Origin of the sequence: Sulfobacillus thermotolerans (genome assembly GCF_039623705.1) — a bacterium.
GTDB classification, from domain to species: Bacteria; Bacillota; Sulfobacillia; order Sulfobacillales; family Sulfobacillaceae; genus Sulfobacillus; species Sulfobacillus thermotolerans.
In genome coordinates this window covers 2,846,668-2,866,552 of the sequence record NZ_CP133983.1, presented here as the reverse complement: position 1 = coordinate 2,866,552, position 19,885 = coordinate 2,846,668, and the positions used below count along the sequence as shown (strand labels likewise).

General features: G+C 52.4%; 26 protein-coding genes. 7 read left to right on the top strand and 19 right to left on the bottom strand.

The window, feature by feature from the left end; genetic code table 11:
• Nucleotides 1-104 precede the first annotated feature (104 nt).
• Nucleotides 105-866 (top strand): polysaccharide deacetylase family protein, encoded by a 762-nt coding sequence (locus ORD20_RS15090; RefSeq protein ID WP_103374583.1) that lies wholly within the window; start codon nucleotides 105-107, stop codon nucleotides 864-866.
• Here the strand turns inward: ORD20_RS15090 and ORD20_RS15085 are convergent.
• From ORD20_RS15085 to ORD20_RS15070, 4 genes are read right to left on the bottom strand one after another with little or no spacing between them, the layout of a single operon-like run.
• Nucleotides 850-1,329, bottom strand: a complete 480-nt coding sequence (locus ORD20_RS15085) for a hypothetical protein (RefSeq protein WP_430626322.1) — start codon at nucleotides 1,327-1,329, stop codon at nucleotides 850-852. The two genes, ORD20_RS15090 and ORD20_RS15085, sit on opposite strands and share 17 nt — an antisense overlap.
• On the bottom strand, nucleotides 1,260-2,303 hold the full coding sequence (locus tag ORD20_RS15080) for a helix-turn-helix domain-containing protein (RefSeq protein ID WP_430626321.1): 1,044 nt from the start codon (nucleotides 2,301-2,303) through the stop codon (nucleotides 1,260-1,262). Before ORD20_RS15080 ends, ORD20_RS15085 begins: the two co-directional genes overlap by 70 nt.
• A gap of 20 nt (nucleotides 2,304-2,323) precedes the next feature.
• On the bottom strand, nucleotides 2,324-2,890 hold the full coding sequence (locus tag ORD20_RS15075) for an amino acid--tRNA ligase-related protein (protein WP_430626320.1): 567 nt from the start codon (nucleotides 2,888-2,890) through the stop codon (nucleotides 2,324-2,326).
• Nucleotides 2,832-3,377 (bottom strand): acyl-CoA dehydrogenase family protein, encoded by a 546-nt coding sequence (locus ORD20_RS15070; protein ID WP_430626319.1) that lies wholly within the window; start codon nucleotides 3,375-3,377, stop codon nucleotides 2,832-2,834. Before ORD20_RS15070 ends, ORD20_RS15075 begins: the two co-directional genes overlap by 59 nt.
• A gap of 201 nt (nucleotides 3,378-3,578) precedes the next feature.
• On the opposite strand from ORD20_RS15070, the gene ORD20_RS15065 reads away from it, so the two are divergent.
• Nucleotides 3,579-4,202 (top strand): LON peptidase substrate-binding domain-containing protein, encoded by a 624-nt coding sequence (locus ORD20_RS15065; protein WP_103374560.1) that lies wholly within the window; start codon nucleotides 3,579-3,581, stop codon nucleotides 4,200-4,202.
• Nucleotides 4,203-4,665: 463 nt separating this feature from the next.
• Here the strand turns inward: ORD20_RS15065 and ORD20_RS15060 are convergent, their stop codons facing one another.
• Nucleotides 4,666-5,265 carry a DUF3050 domain-containing protein gene (locus ORD20_RS15060; protein WP_430626318.1) on the bottom strand — a complete coding sequence of 200 codons (600 nt, stop codon included), beginning with the start codon at nucleotides 5,263-5,265 and terminating at the stop codon, nucleotides 4,666-4,668.
• On the opposite strand from ORD20_RS15060, the gene ORD20_RS15055 reads away from it, so the two are divergent.
• A complete protein-coding gene (locus ORD20_RS15055) occupies nucleotides 5,146-5,418 on the top strand; it encodes a 2OG-Fe(II) oxygenase (RefSeq protein ID WP_430626317.1) in 273 nt (90 codons plus the stop codon). The two genes, ORD20_RS15060 and ORD20_RS15055, sit on opposite strands and share 120 nt — an antisense overlap.
• Before the next feature lie 107 nt (nucleotides 5,419-5,525).
• On the top strand, nucleotides 5,526-5,828 hold the full coding sequence (locus tag ORD20_RS15050; RefSeq protein ID WP_430626316.1) for a TrmB family transcriptional regulator: 303 nt from the start codon (nucleotides 5,526-5,528) through the stop codon (nucleotides 5,826-5,828).
• Here the strand turns inward: ORD20_RS15050 and ORD20_RS15045 are convergent.
• From ORD20_RS15045 to ORD20_RS15015, 7 genes are all read right to left on the bottom strand, one after another.
• Nucleotides 5,769-6,317, bottom strand: coding sequence for a G1 family glutamic endopeptidase (locus tag ORD20_RS15045; RefSeq protein ID WP_430626315.1), 549 nt, complete (start codon nucleotides 6,315-6,317; stop codon nucleotides 5,769-5,771). The two genes, ORD20_RS15050 and ORD20_RS15045, sit on opposite strands and share 60 nt — an antisense overlap.
• 120 nt (nucleotides 6,318-6,437) lie before the next feature.
• Nucleotides 6,438-6,887: a tetratricopeptide repeat protein gene (locus ORD20_RS15040; RefSeq protein ID WP_103374566.1), complete on the bottom strand. Its 450-nt coding sequence runs from the start codon at nucleotides 6,885-6,887 to the stop codon at nucleotides 6,438-6,440.
• A 33-nt stretch (nucleotides 6,888-6,920) separates the two neighbouring features.
• A complete protein-coding gene (locus tag ORD20_RS15035) occupies nucleotides 6,921-7,301 on the bottom strand; it encodes a hypothetical protein (protein WP_103374567.1) in 381 nt (126 codons plus the stop codon).
• A gap of 66 nt (nucleotides 7,302-7,367) precedes the next feature.
• Nucleotides 7,368-7,931 (bottom strand): DedA family protein, encoded by a 564-nt coding sequence (locus tag ORD20_RS15030; protein WP_430626314.1) that lies wholly within the window; start codon nucleotides 7,929-7,931, stop codon nucleotides 7,368-7,370.
• Nucleotides 7,877-9,478 (bottom strand): heavy metal translocating P-type ATPase, encoded by a 1,602-nt coding sequence (locus tag ORD20_RS15025; RefSeq protein ID WP_430626313.1) that lies wholly within the window; start codon nucleotides 9,476-9,478, stop codon nucleotides 7,877-7,879. The genes ORD20_RS15030 and ORD20_RS15025 overlap by 55 nt, the downstream gene beginning before the upstream one ends.
• Entirely contained in the window at nucleotides 9,417-9,857 is a 441-nt protein-coding gene (locus ORD20_RS15020) for a cation transporter (protein WP_430626312.1), read from the bottom strand. Before ORD20_RS15020 ends, ORD20_RS15025 begins: the two co-directional genes overlap by 62 nt.
• Nucleotides 9,858-9,872: 15 nt before the next feature.
• Nucleotides 9,873-10,169, bottom strand: coding sequence for a metal-sensitive transcriptional regulator (locus tag ORD20_RS15015; RefSeq protein ID WP_103374572.1), 297 nt, complete (start codon nucleotides 10,167-10,169; stop codon nucleotides 9,873-9,875).
• 163 nt (nucleotides 10,170-10,332) lie between these two features.
• Between ORD20_RS15015 and ORD20_RS15010 the strand changes: the two genes are divergently transcribed.
• Complete coding sequence (locus ORD20_RS15010; protein WP_430626311.1) at nucleotides 10,333-11,001, top strand: AMP-binding protein; 669 nt, start codon at nucleotides 10,333-10,335, stop codon at nucleotides 10,999-11,001.
• Between the two features lie 16 nt (nucleotides 11,002-11,017).
• Here the strand turns inward: ORD20_RS15010 and murI are convergent, their stop codons facing one another.
• Both murI and ORD20_RS15000 read right to left on the bottom strand, forming a co-directional pair.
• On the bottom strand, nucleotides 11,018-11,869 hold the full coding sequence (gene murI / locus ORD20_RS15005; protein ID WP_103374574.1) for a glutamate racemase: 852 nt from the start codon (nucleotides 11,867-11,869) through the stop codon (nucleotides 11,018-11,020).
• Between the two features lie 33 nt (nucleotides 11,870-11,902).
• Nucleotides 11,903-13,126, bottom strand: coding sequence for an MFS transporter (locus tag ORD20_RS15000; RefSeq protein ID WP_103374575.1), 1,224 nt, complete (start codon nucleotides 13,124-13,126; stop codon nucleotides 11,903-11,905).
• Between the two features lie 170 nt (nucleotides 13,127-13,296).
• Here ORD20_RS15000 and ORD20_RS14995 point away from each other — a divergent pair, with 170 nt between their 5' ends.
• A complete protein-coding gene (locus tag ORD20_RS14995; RefSeq protein ID WP_103374576.1) occupies nucleotides 13,297-14,223 on the top strand; it encodes a potassium channel family protein in 927 nt (308 codons plus the stop codon).
• 5 nt (nucleotides 14,224-14,228) lie between these two features.
• Here ORD20_RS14995 and ORD20_RS14990 read toward each other — a convergent pair whose 3' ends face one another.
• Complete coding sequence (locus ORD20_RS14990; RefSeq protein ID WP_103374577.1) at nucleotides 14,229-15,479, bottom strand: MFS transporter; 1,251 nt, start codon at nucleotides 15,477-15,479, stop codon at nucleotides 14,229-14,231.
• 80 nt (nucleotides 15,480-15,559) lie between these two features.
• Nucleotides 15,560-16,024: a nucleoside hydrolase gene (locus tag ORD20_RS14985; protein ID WP_430626310.1), complete on the bottom strand. Its 465-nt coding sequence runs from the start codon at nucleotides 16,022-16,024 to the stop codon at nucleotides 15,560-15,562.
• A 9-nt stretch (nucleotides 16,025-16,033) separates the two neighbouring features.
• On the opposite strand from ORD20_RS14985, the gene ORD20_RS14980 reads away from it, so the two are divergent.
• On the top strand, nucleotides 16,034-16,447 hold the full coding sequence (locus ORD20_RS14980) for a YbjQ family protein (RefSeq protein ID WP_430626732.1): 414 nt from the start codon (nucleotides 16,034-16,036) through the stop codon (nucleotides 16,445-16,447).
• Nucleotides 16,448-16,743: 296 nt separating this feature from the next.
• Here ORD20_RS14980 and ORD20_RS14975 read toward each other — a convergent pair whose 3' ends face one another.
• The 3 genes from ORD20_RS14975 to ORD20_RS14965 form a co-directional block, all read right to left on the bottom strand.
• The gene (locus tag ORD20_RS14975) at nucleotides 16,744-18,264 is read right to left on the bottom strand and encodes an IS200/IS605 family accessory protein TnpB-related protein (RefSeq protein ID WP_430626309.1); all 1,521 of its coding nucleotides are present in this window, start codon (nucleotides 18,262-18,264) and stop codon (nucleotides 16,744-16,746) included.
• Entirely contained in the window at nucleotides 18,261-18,911 is a 651-nt protein-coding gene (locus ORD20_RS14970) for an IS607 family transposase (protein ID WP_430626308.1), read from the bottom strand. Before ORD20_RS14970 ends, ORD20_RS14975 begins: the two co-directional genes overlap by 4 nt.
• 74 nt (nucleotides 18,912-18,985) lie before the next feature.
• Nucleotides 18,986-19,783, bottom strand: coding sequence for a hypothetical protein (locus tag ORD20_RS14965; RefSeq protein ID WP_430626307.1), 798 nt, complete (start codon nucleotides 19,781-19,783; stop codon nucleotides 18,986-18,988).
• Nucleotides 19,784-19,885 lie beyond the last annotated feature (102 nt).

The window sequence follows — 19,885 nt, the reverse complement described above, 5'->3', positions numbered from 1 at the left end:
CGTATCATAGCCCAGCGAGGCGGGAAAATAAAGAGGCAAACCATGTGCTTTGGATTCTACATGTCTGCAGTCAGTCACTGTCATTGCGAAACGGAGGCGAAGTTTTGCGTATCCATACATTAAAATACCGGGTTACGCGGGCCTTTATGGCCTTGCTCATTCTCATCGGGTTGGTTGCAGCCAGTTTTTGGACATCAAAACAGGCTACCATATTTGCGCAGACATCCCCGCTACCCGCGGCGGATCGTTATTCATTGCGTGATGTCGAGACCACCCAGAAGGTTGCTGCTTTGACGTTTGATATTTCTTGGGGCACAGTGATGCCTCCAAAAGTTTTGTCCATAATCTCCCGAGACCATGTACCTGTGACTATCTTTGTGTCAGGCCCATGGGCCTCGCAACACCCGGACATCGTGAAAGCCTATGCGGCCGCTGGCGCTGAAGTCGAGTCACACGGATGGGCTCATGTTAACTACTCAGACCTATCCAATGCCGGTATTGCCGAAAATTTAATGAAAGCCAATGCTGCGATCGAAAAAATCACCGGCAAACGCGCCACGTTTGTAAGGCCCCCGAATGGTGATTTCAATAGCCGTACCATTATGGCTTCGCGCGCGGTGGGTTATACCACGGTCACATGGGGAACAGACTCCCTCGACTGGATGAATCCGGGCGTTCCCACCATTATTCGCCGGGTTACGACCCGCATTCATCCGGGAGACATCATTCTCATGCACGCTTCGGACACATGTAAGCAAACCGACATTGCCTTGCCGACCATCTTGCAGGATTTGAAAGCCAAAGGCTACAAATTGGTGACTTTGAAACAATTGTTGACCTACGGCAAGCCTATTTACCGCGGATAATCCACCACCGATGGTGGTGAACAGCCGCCGCATCACTTTGCATCGTCTGCACTGAAGTAACCACCGCTGGCTGGCCAGGGGTGGTTACTGTTATAAAGCCGCTGGCTTGATGCCGTGCAACTGGCGCTTTAAGAAATTTTAAGGTCGCGTTGATGTGATAGGTCTCTTGATTCGGTAGACTCAACCACACGGAATGCATAGCTTCCACTGGCACCATCGGTTGTTGTCCGCCTTGAACCGGCACCTGTGCCAACACCTCGCCAGGATGCACGACTTCCACAGTGGACCAATGCTCAAACCCCCACGCCAACAAATTGCGGGCATCGCTATAACGATCTTGGCTATGTAGAACCACGGCAATCAATTCATCGCCATTACGCTGCGCAGACGCCACTAAGCACTTGCCGGCAGCGTCTGTGGTCCCAGTCTTAATGCCCGTTGCTCCCGGGAACGTGTAAAGCAATTGATTGGTGTTATGAATTTCTCTACGCTGATGATGACGCAGTTCTGTAACAACGGCTTCTTTATTGGCCACAATTTGGCGAAATAATACAGATTCAAGACATCATTGGCCGTAGGAAGTGCAAATGCCTGTCCGTTTATCATCATCGTCAGCGCATGGCTGCCCAACGTCAGCGAGATATCGTGAGACCCTGAAAATTGAGCGGATTGCCCAGCATAATAGAGTTTACTCATGGCAGGACCTCCATCGACCGACGCCGATACCCAGCACGTCCCAGTAAAAGACAAAGCAATCGTTACTGGCGACGTGCTGACAGCATATTGGGCATAATATGAATGGCCGCTTTGGCTCGCACTTTGTTGCGTAATCTTAACGCCCGTGGGAGAGGCGAGCTGGGGATGAGATCGTGCCTTATGGCTTTTAGCTGGGCCCTTAACAGAAGTCTGTAATTTGGGCGGACTTTTCTCCGCCAAAGGACTCGTCACCGATCCCGAATAATGTTGCAGCAACCATAACCCGCCAATGAATAGCACCACTAAAACACCGACCACCCAAATCATCAACCGGGGGTTGGAATACTCGGGCATGTCTTTTTCGCCGTCTTGACGGCGAATGCGCGAGGGGGAAGACCTATGCGTCGCCCGCGGTGAGGCATGGGCATAAAGACCCGTACGTCCAATAGGTTCCATTGGAGACAATACCGGATGATCTAACGGCTGTCCCAGGGCTTTGCGGCGCTGCTCTACCAAGGCATCACCATCGAGTTCTAAATACCGCGCATAGTTCCGAAGAAAGCCTTGTCCATAAACTTCTCCAGGCAAGTCCTCCCACCGATTCTGCTCCAAAGCCAGCAAGTATTCGCGCCGGATGTGCAAAGCTTCACTGACTTGGTCGACCGAGAGACGCCGGCGAATGCGGGCCTGATTGAGCGCTTGGCCCATATTCTCTGGACCGTTATTCGTTGACGTATCCATTGCGCATCCTCCTCATGACATTATGGCCAGACCCGGTTCAATGTGCGTGCAAAAGGAATGGTTTCGCGCACATGGTCCAACTTGCAGATCCATGCCACCATTCTTTCCAACCCCATCCCAAATCCACTGTGAGGCACCGAGCCGTATCGTCGCAAGTCAATGTACCAAGCATAAACCGCAGGATCGAGATGATGTTGCTCCATACGCTCCAACAGCAAATCCAGGTCATGAATGCGTTCACTACCGCCAATGATTTCTCCATAACCCTCTGGCGCCAACATATCGGCGGCTAGAGCCACCTCCGGTCTGTGCGGATCCGGTTGCATGTAGAAGGCCTTTAATGCTGTCGGAAAATGCGTGACAAAAACCGGCCGATCAAACATCTCGGCTAAAGCGGTTTCGTGGGGAGCTCCCATATCATCACCCCATGCGAGCGGCATCCCCACACTCTTGAGACGTTCCAAGGCCTCGTCATAAGTAATACGCGGGAACGGTGGAATGACTTTTTCCAAGCGGGAAATGTCCCGCTCAATCGTTTGCAATTCCACCCGACAAGTGGCCAAAACATGTTGCACAATATGGCTCACCAGTCGCTCCTGCCAGACCAAGTTCTCTAATGCGATATTGATGCCCCTCTTTGATAGCGCGGGTTCGTGTCCCCCCAGCGTCCGACCCGGCGTCTGGCTCGGTCAAGGCAAAGGCACTCAGACACCGCCCTTGGGCAATATCAGGAAGGTACCGAGCCTTTTGCTCTGCCGATCCCGCAATCAGTATAGGCATCGCGCCCAGATGCTGCGCAGCAATAATCAAGGCCGAGGTGGCACATACACGCGCCACTTCTTCGATCGCGATACACGACGTGAGCAAGTCCGCCCCGCCACCACCATATTCCTCGGGCATTGCAACACCCAAGAGCCCGTACTCCCGAAACAATTCGACGATGTCCCAAGGAAACTCTCCTGTTTCATCAATTTCTTGCGCTCTGGGCTTTACTTTTTCCTCTGCCAAACGCCTTACGGTATCACGAAACATCCGCTGTTCATCGGAGAGTCCGAATGTTGTAAGACTAGACACAGTCCTTCCCCCTCTTCTTCCCTACCTATTCACGTTATTGTAGCATGCTCCGAATCCCGGATACCTCTTTGGACCCGCAAAAAATGACGCAGGAATTTTCTTTGTACACTGTCGCGAAATTCGGTAAAATAAGCGTAAGACTCTTGTATAGTTAGGACAGTAAAAAGATTTGGTGGTCGTACTCAATTAGGGGGGTGCGTGATGCCTGCAAGCCGCGAATCTGTCAGCATGCCAATACTGCCCATCAAGGGAATTTTGTTTCCAGGGGCTAAAACCAAGATGGTGATCGATGATAGTTCCTACAAGGCCATGATATCCTATTGCATTCAGCAGGATACAGGACTATGTGTTTGTATGGAACGTCGAGCACAAGAATCGGGCACAACAGCAGAAGCAGCAGAACCATCCAACATCGGCACGTCTGCCCGCATCCTCCAAGTTTCAGAAATGGATAACGGAAGTCTGCACGTAGAACTCGCGGGCATTAGCCGCATCAGCCTATTGTCTTATCGCCATGGTAGCCGGTACATGGTGGGACAGTTTAAATATCTGCCAGATTTGGATGATTCTGTGCCGCCTCCGCTGATTGATGAGGCTTTAGCCTTAAGCTCCGAGATTTGGAGCTTTATTTCACCTACCCAGGCGCGTCCTCAGATACCCACAGAGCCAGAAGCCTTGTCTTATTGGATTGCCGCCCATGTTCCCTTTTCTGTAGCGGCGCAACAAGAGCTGTTAGAACTGCGCACGACGCGAACTCGGTTGTCCAAAGAAGTATCGCTGGTCCGCCATTTAATAGACCGCATACGTAGCGAACAAATCATGTAGCCCTCACCCCCGCATGCAGCGGGGGTCCCTTTTGACTGTCTTCAGGCTAATCGGGCGAATGGTCACGGGGCGCATGGCGGTCTATCGCCGGTAACAGATGTTGTGACAGCATATAGGCCCAATAACGCCAATCTTGTGCAAAACGGTCAATTCGTGTATATGTGTGCACGCAGCCAGGGCGTCCACGGTGCTAAGAGCGCTGGGCTGTTGCCTGCTAACGTTAACACACGTGATGCAACGCCACGGTTTAAACGCTGTAACCATTCTTCCGTGCGTTCCACATCGGGCCAAAACCTCCGCGAGTCCGTTGGAATCGAAGGAGAAAACTGAGCAATGAGCTGCAATGGGACACCTGCCTATGACCGTCGTAATTACGACTAGTATAACAAACTCGACCATTGTACTTCACCGCGACGACATGGCTTTTGAGATGGAATATCACACCACATTATGCAGTGGTTGGTCAAGATGGGACCGAGCTGAGACGATCAACCACCGTATCAAACAACTTGATACGCCATTGCAAGGCTTCTCGGGCAATGACTGTCGCTCTTTCCAATTTAGCTGGGTCGCGACCGCACAGGTGATCGAGGAGCTGTGCCGCCAGCGGTCCATGGGTATCGGAGTCCACCTCGATATGCCGTTCCAGGTAATAGCGAAACCGCTCAAGACGTGCATCCGTTCCCAGTTTATCCACGATACGTAAAAACATTTCAGGGATAATGTCTTCACGGCCGTAAAAAAAAGCGGCAGCCACTTCGTATGTCTCTCCATGATGCGCAAGATTCAAATCAAACCGAATAAACTCTTTCACACGGGGATCGACGGGCAGAGCCTCCACTGCCTTTTCCCAGGGCACGCCTTGTTCAAGTTGCGCCAAAAGAAAGTTAATCGGCGCCCTATCCGCGCCAAGTTGCACCATAGCGTCTTGATACAAGCCAAAATGGCTCTGATAGTGGCCGTTCCCCACTTCATCCGATTCTTCTGCCACCACAATCTCGTTAATAAAACGCGTATAGGGCTCTTCCCCACGCGGCCGCCACGGAATATCAAGCCCTGTCAAATCATGTTAAATATCGGGGATGTTGTGGTCTTGTGCACAGCATCTCGCCCCCGTTACGGTCATGGACCGCGAAGTGGAGAATTTTATCACGGTGTGGCCAAAGTCACGAGCGGAGAGCGCTATTCGCTCAGTTGCCTCTTTCACGATGAATAGCAGGATGAGCCCAGATAGTCGCTCATCCTCGTTTCTTGACCGCGTCATAAATGGACCACCATAGGATAAGATATTCCCTGTGATATGCTAATGACCTGAGGTGCCCTATGCCTAATCTTGATAATCTCATCGACGATTTGCAAGCCTTCGGATTTAGTCCCATCGAAGCCAAAGTTTACCTTGCGTTAGTGTCCCAAAACACGCCCATGACGGGATATCAAGTGGCGAAAGCGGCAAACATTCCGCGCCCAAACGTTTATCCTGCGTTAAAACGCCTAATACAGCGCGGAGCGTGTTTGGAAAACCCGGATCAAGACGTCATACGGTACGTAGCCGTTCCCTTTCAGACCTTAGGTCATCGGAACCGTCTTGGTTTGGGTTTGGCCTTGATGCACGGCCGTTATCGTTAAATCCCATTGATCGCTCGACACCGGTTCAATGCTAGCTGAAATGGTGGACCCAATGGGAACCGTCATAATGTCTTGCGCATGCTGTGGCAATTCTTCTACAAACACTTGAGCGGTAACGGCACCGTTGCTATTTTGTTGTTCGATAGTTCCCGTTTGCAACAAATCTTGGCTCTTCACTCCACCAAGCCCAACCCACTGCGCGGCCACTCCGCTCCCATTTTGAATTGCAGGCACCGTCCAAGTCGCCGATACGCTGCGGTATTGCCCGGAAGAGACAACGTAGCCGGCCCAGTTTTGGGAACTCTGAACCGATGCTAATTTGGTAACCGGAGCGTATTTAACGTCCTGGGCCTGCTGCGAAACGCCCGGCGCGGCAGAACCGGTCAAGACAAGACTTCCTAAATGGTTGTGGCCGTATAGCAACAACGCCTCCACACCACAAAGTGCCATGGCTGCCACGACTTGCCTTACCAGTCGACGACCATTCATGGCTTCAACCTCCTTTGCCCTTCTGTTCGCAATGTCCTCTGTAGATTAATTTAACCGCCGATTCATTGCAAAACTGTTAACAAATGGGTCAAGAAGCTGAGATTTTGCTGAAGCTCTGGGTCAATTCGCGTTAAAGCGCGCAAATTCCTTGACCATGCGTTGTGCTCTCAGCACAATATCGTCATCCCCTGGCTGGAGCGGTTCGGTCTCCACGATTCGTTTCCATGTCTGCAGGGCTTTGTCACTGTGACCCGTTTTTTGATACGCCTCAGCCAACGCCTGAAGGATTTGAATCAAGGAGTATTTGTCTTCATCCGGAACTAATATACGCTTCCATTTTCGTTTTTGACTTGTGATTTCCGTGGCCTTAAGATATTGCGCAATCCCCTCTTCCGTTTTTCCCAGCCGCATGAAAAGGTCGCCTAGGCGTTTGCGCGCGGGAATCAAATCCTTTTTAATGCGATTCGCCATTCGGTATTCGCGAATGGCGTCATCAATACGGCCGCTTTGTTCATATTGGACAGCGCGCAGATAATGCGGCTCCGCTTTATCGGAGTATTTGGTAGCCATTTCCTCACTTCCCTATTGAAATCGCCCTTGCGGTTACGCAGGAGACGTTTGCGTGCGTGGTGCCGGTACTAACTGCTTCCAGTGTCGCTCATGAGGTAATTGAAAATACACCGGCCCCATCCATTTGGGATGGCGCGGGTTCACCACGATACCAACCAATGTATTGCGAGGCAGCACATGACCTACGAGAAGAACCTTCTTACGCATAATATACACGGTCATAGGACGATGGTCGGGCAAAGCCCGACTCAGACCGATGAGCAAAATATAATCTTTGGGGGACAAGCGATGATCAATCCATGCCACAGCGGTAGGATATCCATGCCCCACAATGACGGGAGCTACGCTCGCTCCACAGCCCGAAACAGCGGCTAGCAATCCTACACTGAGCATCCATGGAACAAAGCGTTTCACTTTCATCCCCCCACTTACCAACCCACACATTAATGGTGGCTTAACTCCACTTTATTTCCCGCGACGCTAAGAGTCAACGTCTGCTCGTTTGCGGCGCAGCTTATGAGCGTAATGCAAGATAAGAGGAAGGCCAACACCCACCACAACGAAACCCACCATCGCGATATCAATCATTTTGAACTGCGCCATAATCGCTAAGATGCGGTGACTAAAGAAGTAACCCGACAACGCCCATGCACTAACCCATGCACCGGCTCCCAGCGTATTCAAGGGCACAAAAAACTTCCATGGCACCCGATTAGCCCCAGCAATCCATCCGTTCAATTGGCGAAATCCATCGACAAAACGCGCACCCGCGATTAACCACACTCCGCGGTGGACCACCCAGCCATTAAACCGTTCTAAAACATTGGGTTTCAAGCCGACAAAATGACCAAAACGCCACAACAGATGATGGCCAAAACGTCTGCCTAACATAAAGCCTACTGTATCCCCTGTAATTCCGCCCAGTAGTGCCACCACGATGACGTCAGTAATGCGAAAGACATGTTGTCCTGCCAAGATGCTCGCTGCAACTAAGATCGTCTCCCCAGGCAGCGGCAATCCAAAGTCTTCCAAAAATACACCCAAAAAAATGGCCACATACCCGTAGTGGTCAAGGAACGGCACCACGTACTTTGTTGGTGCCCAGAGGGCTCTGTGTCTATTGTCATTCTGCGCAAAGCCAACGAATTGGTTACCACTAAAACCGAGCTAAAGGCCATGGCCCCACCCGCCAGCGCGGGTGATATGACTCCGAACGCGGCTAATGGGATACCCACTAAATTGTACCCCAGTGCCCAAAATAAGTTCTGGCGAATTTTGGCCATGGTCCGCTGCCCTATTAACAATGCCTGGCCCGCGGCATTAATTTCCGGGCGGACTAGCGTAACGTCAGCGGTGTGCATAGCAATGTCGCTCCCTGTCGCCACCGCCATGCCCACAAAAGCCACCGCCAAGGCTGGAGCGTCATTGACGCCATCTCCCACCATAGCTACACGCTCGCCTTGTGCTTGCCATTGCTTAATAAGTTCCGCTTTCTCCGTAGGAGACAACTCGGCATGAACATCCTCGATACCGACACGAGCCGCAATCGCATGCGCAGATGGAAGACGGTCGCCCGTCAACATGCTAACGCGATAGCCATTGGCTTGCAAACGTTGGATGGCAAAGGCGGCATCATCACGCACCCGGTCGGCAATGGCGATGGCACCCAATAATCGATCGTGCAGTCCCACATAAATAATTGTCGCGCCTTGCTGCATCCATTCAGCAATTTGCGACGTTTCCCATGTCTGTGGCCATATTATGCCATAATCTCGCAAGAGTGCCTCCGTCCCCACCACAACGGTTCCCTCGCCGCTCGCTGCTTCCCCAACGACGCCGCGGCCTTCCTCGGTATAAACGCCTTCCACCGCAGGCCGTGAAACATTATGAGCGTACGCAAGCACCGCCCGACTCAGAGGATGATTGGCTTCTGCTTCCAAACTGGCAGCATACCCCACAACCTCGGCCTCCAAAACATCGCCATAGGGGAGGACCGCAATCACTTGGGGACGTCCTTCCGTCAAGGTTCCTGTCTTATCCATTGCCAGTCGGGTCACCTGACTGACGCGCTCAAGGGCTTCGCCATTTCGATACAGAATGCCATAACGCGCCCCCATCCCGGACCCAACCATCACCGCCGTGGGCGTTGCTAATCCTAATGCACACGGACAGGCAACCACCAACACGGCTACGGCATGAAGCAAAGCAGCCGTCCAATTTGCGGTCAACCCGCCCGTCAAAACAAAGGTCAGCACAGCCAATGCGACCACGGTGGGAACAAAGACATTACTTACCCGATCCGCAAATCGTTGAATGGGCGCTTTACCTGCTTGCGCCTCCTCGACCGCCCGAACAATTTGGGCCAACATGGTGTCTTGCCCAACACCTTGAGCTTGCATGATAAAAGCGCGTTCTCCTTGATGAATTGTTCCTGCACTGACGGTGGAACCAACTGAAACACTTTGCAACTCGGGTTCTCCTGTCAGCAACGATGCATCCACCAGGCCATGGCCTTCGGTCACCACACCATCAACCGGAATACGGTCGCCGGGTCGAATCTGAATAAATTGTCCAACGGCAATCGCGTCCACATCCTTGTAACAGCGTAATCGTAGCAGTACCTGTTGCAGCATTCGTGACGACTTTATAAACGCCATCCATCTGGGCTACGCGTTCTTCAAAGCGAGTTTTCACAGGGACCTCATCCAAGCCTTCAACAGCAAGCCGATACGTCTCTTGTCTCACTTGGTAGCCAATGCCGGTGACCGCTTCGACGAACTGATGGGGAGAAATCAGTCTCGGATCAAAGACAATATTGGCCTTTTCCAAAGCTAAGTTGACCTCAGCTAAGCCGACCCCTGGCAAATGGCTGAGTTCTTTTTCAATACGCAATGAACAGCTAGCGCATGTCATTCCACCAATATCGAGCGTAATCTTTTCTTGAGAACTCGTAGGGTCTTGCTGCGCCATCCCTCTCGCCTCTTTCTATCGTTTCACAACCTTGCGAATAACGGTCATCAGTTCTTGAATCGATTCTGCCCCGTTTTGACTTTGAATAGCATCGGCCACGCACCCGGTAATATGGCTCTGCAGCAAAATTAAAGAGACTTCATCCATCGCGCCCGACATGGCAGCGATTTGTTGGAGAATATCTGGGCAATAACGCCCTTCTTCAATCATGCGCATGACGCCTTTGACTTGCCCTTCAACGCGCTTTAAGCGACTCATCAAGTTGTCTTTTTGTTCAAGATATAGATACGTCGGAAGATCCTCCCTTCGCATTCTATGATACCCCTACGGTGTATGTGTATCAAGCTTGGCCGAAAATATGCACAAATTTTGGGTTCATGGCGCAGAATTCTTTCATTCCTACTCTGTTTGCTGGCTGAATTATTTGTATAATGAAATCGCTTGAACGGACCTATTCCTTAAAAGGAGGTCAATTATGCAACTGCCCATGTTGCCCATCCGCTTTCTTCATCGCGCCCAAAGCCTTTATCCCGATAAAGCTGCCGTCGTTTGTCAGGGCGTTGTCGAAGACTATACCGAATTCCAGCGCCGGGTCAACCAACTGTCCTGGGCGCTGTTGCACGCCGGCGTTCAACAAGGGGACCGGGTTGCGTATCTAGCCTTCAATTGTCATCGCATGATCGAAGGCTACTATGGTGTCCCCCAGATCGGAGCCGTGTTGTTATGCTTGAATGTCAGACTACATGCCGATGAAATTGCCTTCATTCTTAATGATGCCAGCCCCAAAATCTTAGTGGTATCCCCCGCATTGCTTCCCATTTGGGACACAATAGCGGAACGCTGTCCCAGCGTTCAAGACGTTTGGTTGATGGAAGACGACGACACGCCGCATCCTTATCCATCCTACGACAGCAAACTTCAAAATGAGCCGCACACGTCCCCTGACCTTCCGATGATTGATGAAAATGACGTAGCGGAACTCTTTTACACATCGGGCACAACAGGATCCCCCAAGGGCGTTATGATGACCTACCGCAACTTGTATGCTCACGCCATGAGTATTTTGGCCACCCTCCATTTAACAGATGACGTCGTACAAATTGTCGGCACGGTCCCTCTGTTCCACGTTAATGCACCCGTGTGATTTAAGGCCGCGCCGCTCACGATTCGTATTTTTCTTCGACATAGTGTCCGTTTCGCCACTGAAGGGCTGTGGCCCGAATTGTCATTCCGGGCCACAGCACGGCGGATATACGGTCAAATTCCTCGGTCTGACCCGTGGTATAGAAGCGCATCGTACCACCCTCTTGCTGTTTCAAGGGTCCCAAAACAGCGGTCAAATGCTTAGCCGTTTCGTAACCCGGGTCAACAATTTCAGCTCGACCCGCAACTTCTTGATAAAAGATGCGTTCCATGTGCGGGAAGTGGGTGCATCCCAAAACCACGGTATCCACGTCTTCTCGAAAGACCGTGGTGAGACACTCTCGCACCGCCAAACGCGCTTGCTCCGTATCCGTATCACCCGACTCCGCCATCGTCACCAGCACAGGACAAGGGTGCTGAACGACCTGAGCCCCTTCGTTATACCGCGCAATAGCGTAACGATACACCTCAGACTGATACGTTGCATACGTTGACAATACCGCGATACGGCCACTAGAAGAAAGTCTGGCAGCCCTGTGGGCTCCTGGATCCACCACCCCAATGACCGGCACCGGCGAGCGCCGTTGAGCCTCTTCCAGTGCCGCTGCAGTGGCGGTATTACAAGCAATCACAACAGCCTTGACGTGCTGGTCGAGAAAAAAATCTAAAAATCGTAGAAACAATTCGCGCACATTATCTAATGACCGGGAGCCATAAGGGAAATGCGATGAATCGGCCCCATAAATAAAATCCTCGCCAGGATATAATGCCCAAGCCCGTTTCAAGACGGTGAGGCCACCTTCCCCGGAATCAAAAATTGCAATTGGTTGTGACGTGGCCAACCATCCTTTCTCGTTCACTGCGTCCATAGTATCTCGAAAGAACCCGCTTTCCAGTCCTGATCATGAGGAGCGCCTCAGGTGGCGCTCCTCAGGTGGCGTAATATTTCTAAATGCTAAATAATATGCAATCACATTCAATGCCATGAAAAAGGCCGCGCCGTAAACGGGGAAATCCAGCACACTTTCCATGGCATTGCCGCCAATGACCGGTGAAATCATAGACGTTAACTGCGATGGCAGGTTACTAAAGGCCGCAACACGGCTACGATACCTCCGGTCCGAAACGCCCATGGCAAACGATTGACGCGCTGGCATGCCAAAAGAATTAAACACCATACGCAGCAGATATAAGAAACCCGCTTCCCAAAATTTGGGCACAAATGCCATAAGCAATAATGCGGCAATACTCAAAATCCGCGTGACGGTGACCGCTTTTACCGCGCCCAACCGCCGGGCAATGCCCGATGCCAAGAGATATGGCAACGCTGTCGCTAAATTAATAATCGTATATAATGCGCCTAACTCGGCAGGACCCGCTCCGTATCGGCGATAGAACCAATAGGTGAGTAATGGACCCAAAAACCCGAATCCTAGTCCATTTAAGGCATTTGTTAAGCCCAAACGTCCTGTCAAGCGTTTAACACTAATCGGGGGAGGCTCTTGCTCCGACACAGCCATCATGTTCGGCCGTTCCTCATGAATCGGCCACGCCGTGGCAATCATCAACAACGAAAGAATTGCACTAAAACCAAATAACAGATGATAGCTGGCCACCCACGTCCATCCTAGACCGTGAAGCCATTCTGGCACGACAGCCACCAATGAACCAAATGCTCCGGCGACGACCCCCACAAACGAAATCCGCCCAAAAACTTTCGTACGATTTTCATCAGAGACCGCTTCCGCTAACAGGGGTTGTTCCGCGGGAAACAAAGGACCCCACGAACCGCCGCTTCCCGCGCCGCCGCCCTTTCCCACGCCGCCTAGCCCAGAAGAGAGCACAACGACCCAAAAGGCCGCGGACGTCGCCATCGCCACGCCTCCAAGCAATGACAAAATACTGAGCCCTATAATCGCTCGTTTCCGCCCCATGCTATCGGCAAAAATCCCCACCCCGGCTAATAAAACGACGCTCACGACGCCAGATAGTGTCAAGACCAAGCCAATGCGAGCCGCCGAATAGCCTGACATGGCGAGGTAGAGGGGAAAAACAACCGTCAAAAAGGCCGTAGCAAAGCTGCGCAAGGCGCGATTCGCATACAGCCAACGTAAGTTCTGTGACACACATAAGCCTCCCGCATCCTGAAAAATTCACGGGTCTACTATAGCACACCCTAGCAACCCCATCGGTAGCCCGGCATCGTAGAATATGCTAGCATTTGGATTGTAGATATTGACGTTAATTAAAGGGGGCACAGATCGTTCGTACACGGCTTAGCTGGGCGCTCGTGCTTATGCTCGGGGTCATAGCCGGAGGCATCTTAGGATTCCATATGGTTTACCATGCGCCATGGCTCCTCTCGATGTATTTCACCATTGCGACAATGTCCACCGTTAGCGACTCACGCCTTAGTCCTCATGGCCCCATACAAATTATTTTTACCACCGTCATGATCGCGTTTGGTACAGGGATTTGGGTATTTGGCCTGTCCTTATTCGTTTCGTATTTTTTAGAAACTGACTTGGGTTATTTTAAGGAGCGAAAAATGATACGGGAAATTGGACGCCTTCGCCAACACTTTGTCATTGTGGGAGCGGGACGGGTTGGAGAAAGTATTGCCCGCGAACTGACGGCGATGGGAGAAAAGGTCGTCATGGTGGATTTCGAACAAAGTCGGGTTGAGCGTGTCCGCAAGTTAGGCATGCAAGCTCTTGTCATCGCGAACTTCGATACCGAGGCCATGCAACAAGCCAATCTTGCCCATGCTCGTGGCATTGCCTTGGCGTTGCCTGACGACGCTCAAAATCTCTATGCATTTCTCACGGCCCGTGATGCGAATCCTGATTTGCAAGTGGTCGCACGAGCTCAAACCCCCGAATCCGCCCACTACCTAAAATCCTTGGGGGTTGAACGAATCATTTTACCGGATATCGTCACCGGCCGACGCCTAGCCCGTATGCTCGTGAAACCGGTAGCCCAAGATTTACTGATGGCGTTGTTGAATGAGGAAGGGGTGCATGTACAAGAAATCCCCGTCCAAGCTGACGATGCCATCGCGAATCAGCCCGTTCAAAGTGTGCGAGACATTTACGGCGAAGCGGTCACCCTCATTGGGTTTTGGCATGACAACCACCTACATATGGCCCCCCGAGCTCAAGACATTATTGTGCCAGGGGATACCCTTATCCTAGTGCAAGTCGATGACGATAGGGCGCATTGAGAAACTCACACGTCTTTTGCTTGCTGCCACCGCGGATGAGACTCCATTTGCCGAAAATCCGGTTGAAACCACAGCATCGCGCAAAAGAGAGCAATAATGGCGCCTCCTACTATCATGAGACTTGCCGGGCCAAGCCAATGCATCCGCAAAATGAGAGAAGACATCCCATAGCTTACAGGCACCAATCCAACCGACATCAGCGTTAACAATGACATAACCCGCCCCATCATGGCGTGATCCACGATCGTCTGGATATACGTGATAATGGGAATATTAGTCAGGCTCATCGCGATACCTGATGCGGCCAGAAAGACAATACCCATAGGCCATTGGTGAACCATAGCGGCTCCTATTAATCCAAGGCCGATAACAGCGGCTGCAAGAGCAATCCACTGAAAATGTCCACGCATACCGCGAACGGCAACCGTGAGTGCCCCACCAACTACCGCCCCTAAGCCCATAGCCGCCTCAAAATACCCATAAACGCTACCGGACCATCCTTGACGCTGCACAAAACTCGGCAAGCCAATGTTGACAGGCCCCATAAAAAAGAGGTTAATAACCATGGATGCCAACATTAAAAAGAGCAGAATGCGAATGTTCCATACATAACGCACGCCATCATATATTTCACCCCATACGCTGCGCGACGCCAAGGGAATGACGCGTTCCTTTGCTGTCATATGAATGGCGCGAATGGCCACCGCGCTCCCTGCATATAGCGCGGCCAGGACCGTAAATATCCCGGCGAACTGATGCCATTGCAACATCCCCCCTGCGACAAGAGGACCTACGACCATACTGAGTTGTTGTGTCGTCTGAATAAAGCTATTGCCTGTCGCAAGCACTTGGTCTGGCAATACATGCGGCACTAAGGCATTTTGAGTTGGCCAATAAAAGGCGTCGACCACCCCAAACATCCCTGCCACGGCATAAAGCACCCAGAGATCCAACGCCCCAACCTTTGTAGCCAGCCAAACGGCTAGACCAAGCAAAATCGCCATTCTGGCGGTTAATGACACCACCATGACCCGGCGTGGGTTCAACCGGTCTACAGCAACCCCTCCAAAAATCATGAACAATAGGCGCGGCAAGGAAGCCATCAACAGCGTAGTGCCTAAGTTTGCAGCAGAATGGGTGATCTCCAGCACAAACCACGCAAGAACTATATAGTATGTGCTGTCCGCCACAGACGATAGCATAGCGCCTAGCCATAAAGGAAAGAAATTGGGTTCACGCCATACCGTGGATTTCATGACTCTTATTATACTGAAATCCTTGAAGCACCGCCCAGGGGTATCATAGCACGGTTGAATTTTTTGATCTTATACCGTCTTCAACGGTAGTAACGCTCAAGTGCCGTCCACATCCAATCAAAAAATTTGGCGGTATCAATATCCGTCGCGACCGCCACAAGAGGTCCCTCACTGCGTTGCTGAACTTGTCCCCGGCACTGACCGTCACACCTTTCAACGGTTACCGGCACCATGAGCCATGTAAAGAACTCAGGATGCTCTGCCGCGGCAACCGCTAGCACATCGTGAATCGGTACGCCCTGCGCATTGGCATCAGGCTCATGCGCCGCAAAGAACGTAAACAATCCATAAAGCATCTCACCTACCATACCAGGCAAGCGGCGAAATCGTTGAATCCCGTCTTGGGATAGTAAGGCCTTATGCGTGACATCGAGCCCCACGAGGCGGATGGGAATGCCAGATGTTAATACAATGTTCGCCGCATCCGGATCGACGTAGAAATTAAATTCGGCATTTCCATGCCGTTGTTTGGGAACAACACGCAATTGACCTCCATGGGCGAAGTGGAAGAGGAAATTCAAAAACTCCAACAAGATCATGGCGCTGCCACGAGCAACCTCAGTGCCATGGATTTCTGGCTGGTCACCGATGCCGGCTACCGGCCCTTAGGCTTTGTCCTCGGCAACTCCGTGATGAGCATGGGGGTCAGCGGCGGAATTGCTACGGCATTTAAAGGCATGCAACGGGGGGAATTAAAACAGTTAACCCAGTTGATGTACGCCGCGCGTGAGCTGTCACTACAGCGCATGAAGGCAGAAGCCGATGCACTAGGGGCAGACGCGGTGATAAATGTCCAGATCGAGATCATTCATCGTTCAGAAGAAATTATGGAAGTGGTCGCAACGGGAACCGCCGTAAAAAAAGTCGGAGAGCCTCAGAATCGGCCCGTCACCTTGCAAGTCAAATAAAGATCACGGCATTCCCTGGTTAAAAAAACTTACGATAATCTCTTTCGGCTTTTCTCGGCCCCTAACGGGACCCGCAGTCCTCACAGGATTCGTCTGCTCGGGGGTGGCTTCCGCTCCATCGCGTGGGGATGTTTTTCCCCCACGCACCGCTCAAGATCCCGGCAGGAGAAGGATGGCAGGAAACTCCCATCGGTGTCCCGTCGGTGGTGCCCTGAGCCCCAGTGTTACTGGGCCCTCATCAAGATGCCCCGTCGCTCCTTTCGCCACGTGGTGGCGACGGGGGAATGCGATGTGGGTCATTCGGAGAATAACGTCTTGCGATACCCTAACCAGGCACTCAAATACTGATGGTGCGATGCCAACGTCTTCGTCATGATCCGTTTAATCCGAGCCCATGCACTCCAATCATTTTTCCGATAAGTGGGGTCGTTCCATTGATCGCGGTCTTGCATCCAGAGCCGCAAGGCTTTCGGGACGTTTTCTCGGCGGACTTTCAGTCCGCCTCGTCGTCCGATCACGAGGGCCGCGGCGTGATGCACGCTCATCCCGTATTGCGGCTGATACTTGAACCGCCCGATAATCGAGGTATAAGCTGGTTTGACTTTCCGCAAGGCGACGCCTACCCGCGCGGCCTGTCGTTCGACCGCCGTCAGCAAGGCCCGGTAATTAAACTGGTGCGTCACGCGGTTAAACTTGGCGCTCACATCCCGATCATGGATGAACTGCAAGTCTTCCACGACCAGTCCCGCTCCACGAGCCTTAGCCCACTGAACGGTCTCGACCGCGAGACCTCCCACCAACGCGTCGCGTTGGGTCGATCGGACATCGAAGAGACGGGGATCCCCGATCGTCGCGAAGGCGCAGGCGTTGCCGTTCGGCAACACGTGACAGAGCGCCAAAAAGGTGCTGTTGGTATCCACTCCCACCCAGCCATGACGAGGATCGGTCTGTATGGGCGCGGGGACTTCTTCGACGGTCACGCGGACCTGATACCGTCCTTGACGTCGGAGAATTTCGACTTGATAGGGGTCGCTGGCGGCGAGCACCCGACGCAGCAGCCCCTCATAATCCCGGCCATGGACTTGGCCGGTTTTCTTGGACACCTTCCGCGCAATATAGAGAGGGATCTCCAGTTTCTCATACCGAGGGACTTTGGCGTCGGGGTTGCCCGGTTTGAGGCAATCGAGAGAGATTTCTAAGATCCAATGGTCGGTTCCTGCGCGGACGCGCAGGAGGGGATTGCCCCTTTTGGTTCGATCCCCACGCGCTGACAGCCGACCATTCCGGCTCTCGTCCCATTCTTCCCGCCACGCCTGCTGGCGTTCCTGTTCGGCGAGGGGGTCATCGAGAGTCTTGAACCGATCCAGCCACCGTTTTTTTGTGCCAAACACCACGGGAGGAAAGGTGCCTGCCTCGACATGCTGTTGATAAAACGCTTGCTGGGCTTCTTGATGCGTGAGCTTACGTTCTTGTCCCGCAATGCGGCGGGCATTCGGATGCGGGGAGGCCCGGAGTGCGGTCAACCGTTCTCGGGTTTTTTTCACGCGTTGCGTCCATAAAGTCGCCCCGTCTTTCATGGCTTGATGGCGGGCCCGAATGAGGTCTTGCGCTTCTTGCACCGCATCTTTGGCGTAACGCAGCGGCAACTCCGTTTCACTGGCACAGTGACGTTCCAAACCGCCTATGTTTTGTAGTCCTCCAACCAAGCGTTGAAAGGCAAACCGTAGCATGAACCCATATTTGCGCATCAAACGGCGTAACACCGTGTCCTGATCGGGCGTGACATCGAGCAAGACACCCAAAATGGTTGTCTTCATTCGGGGACTCCTTCCTGAGATAAGGTCGCCATCGCTTGACGCACGGTCGACCCCATCTTTTCCCCTCCGCGTTTGCCATAAATGCGGGCCGAGAACGACGTGGTAATGGCAATCAAGTCCTCCACGAGTTCCTGCTGATCGTCTTTCACCGTGTGTTCCATGACAACAACACGCACGCCAAAGGCGTGCAGGTAACTTTCCAGATAAGTAAACCCGAAGCGTGCCAATCGATCCTTGGATTCCACAGCCACAATGCCCGCTTGGTGTTGCTGAGCAAGATCCAGCAACCGATGGAGACCCCGCCGTTTTTCATTCAAGCCGCTCGCGACATCGGTAAGAGCCGCCACCACAGTCCATCGCTGCTCCGCAGCGAACGCGGTTAACCGCCCGAGTTGACGATCCAAGTTCCCCGCGTCTTGTTGTTTTGTGGTCGAGACTCGGGCATAGAGGAGACAACGAGTATCCCTAGCAACATCAGGCGCATCCTCGTGCATCAGGGCGCGTAAGTCCGCGACCCGATAGCGCCGATGATTCGTCACGGTACGCACCGGAATCAGGCGCCCTTCGCGTTCCCACTTCCGGAGTCCGTCGATGCTCATGCCGAGCATCTTGGCCGCCTTGCCGATACTGACAAACTGCTCATCCATAATACCATCACCTTATTATATTATAACATATTATCAGAGATCATCATAGATTGACAGCAAGCAGCTTAAACCTCCTAAGGCGCATGGTACCGTGTTCGACGTGCTGTGCGCCGCACCCTCATTAAGCTCACCACGCCACTAAGGAACGCGACCCCCGCGATCACATACAGGGCCGTCGCGAGCCACAGGGCCCCCTTGTGTTGCTGCCATAAACTCGCCACAATAGCCGAAAAGCCCGCAAGCACCCATGCCACAAGGACTGCCATTTGACTAGAAATTTTATCCAGACGCCGCAACACCGGTGTCAATTCGGGGCGGGTGCTGACTGAACCGCGACCGATTTTGTTCAATGCGACATCGAGCTCTTCCGGAAGGCGCCATCCAATTTGCCCCCAACCCTTGGCCTTGTCGGCCACTTTGTCCCACACCATTTGACCTGTTGGACCCCATAGGTTGCCAATTTGCTCGCGAACCCATTGATAATAACGATTATTCCAGACTACACGCCGTTCGTTAATCATCGGCAAGGCTTTTTCTTTTAAGAGCGCCATCCAATCTAAGTCGGGATCGAGTCCTCCTACTAGCCCAAACAGCATGCCAATAGCTCGTCCTAAAAACATATATTGTGCAGGAAACTGCAACGGCTCCTCATATAAGAAATCTTGAAAATCGCGAACGAGCGCGCTTAGTGCTGGCCCTTCTTGTAACGGCACTCCCGCAATGCGATCGAGCATGAAGCGCACTGCGCGTGTCAAAATTTCTAAATTCGCTGATGGCCTCACAAATCCTAGCGCCACCATACTATCCACCACGCCCGGTGCATTGCGTGCCAGCCCAAATTCGCGCGCTGTTCGTCGGACATATTTGACCACTTTGTGACCCGAGCTACGCGAGTCAATCCCAAAAGCGCTAAGAACCAAAAGAACAATGGAACTTGCGGACGTCGCCTAAACCACATCGTAAAACCCCCTTAA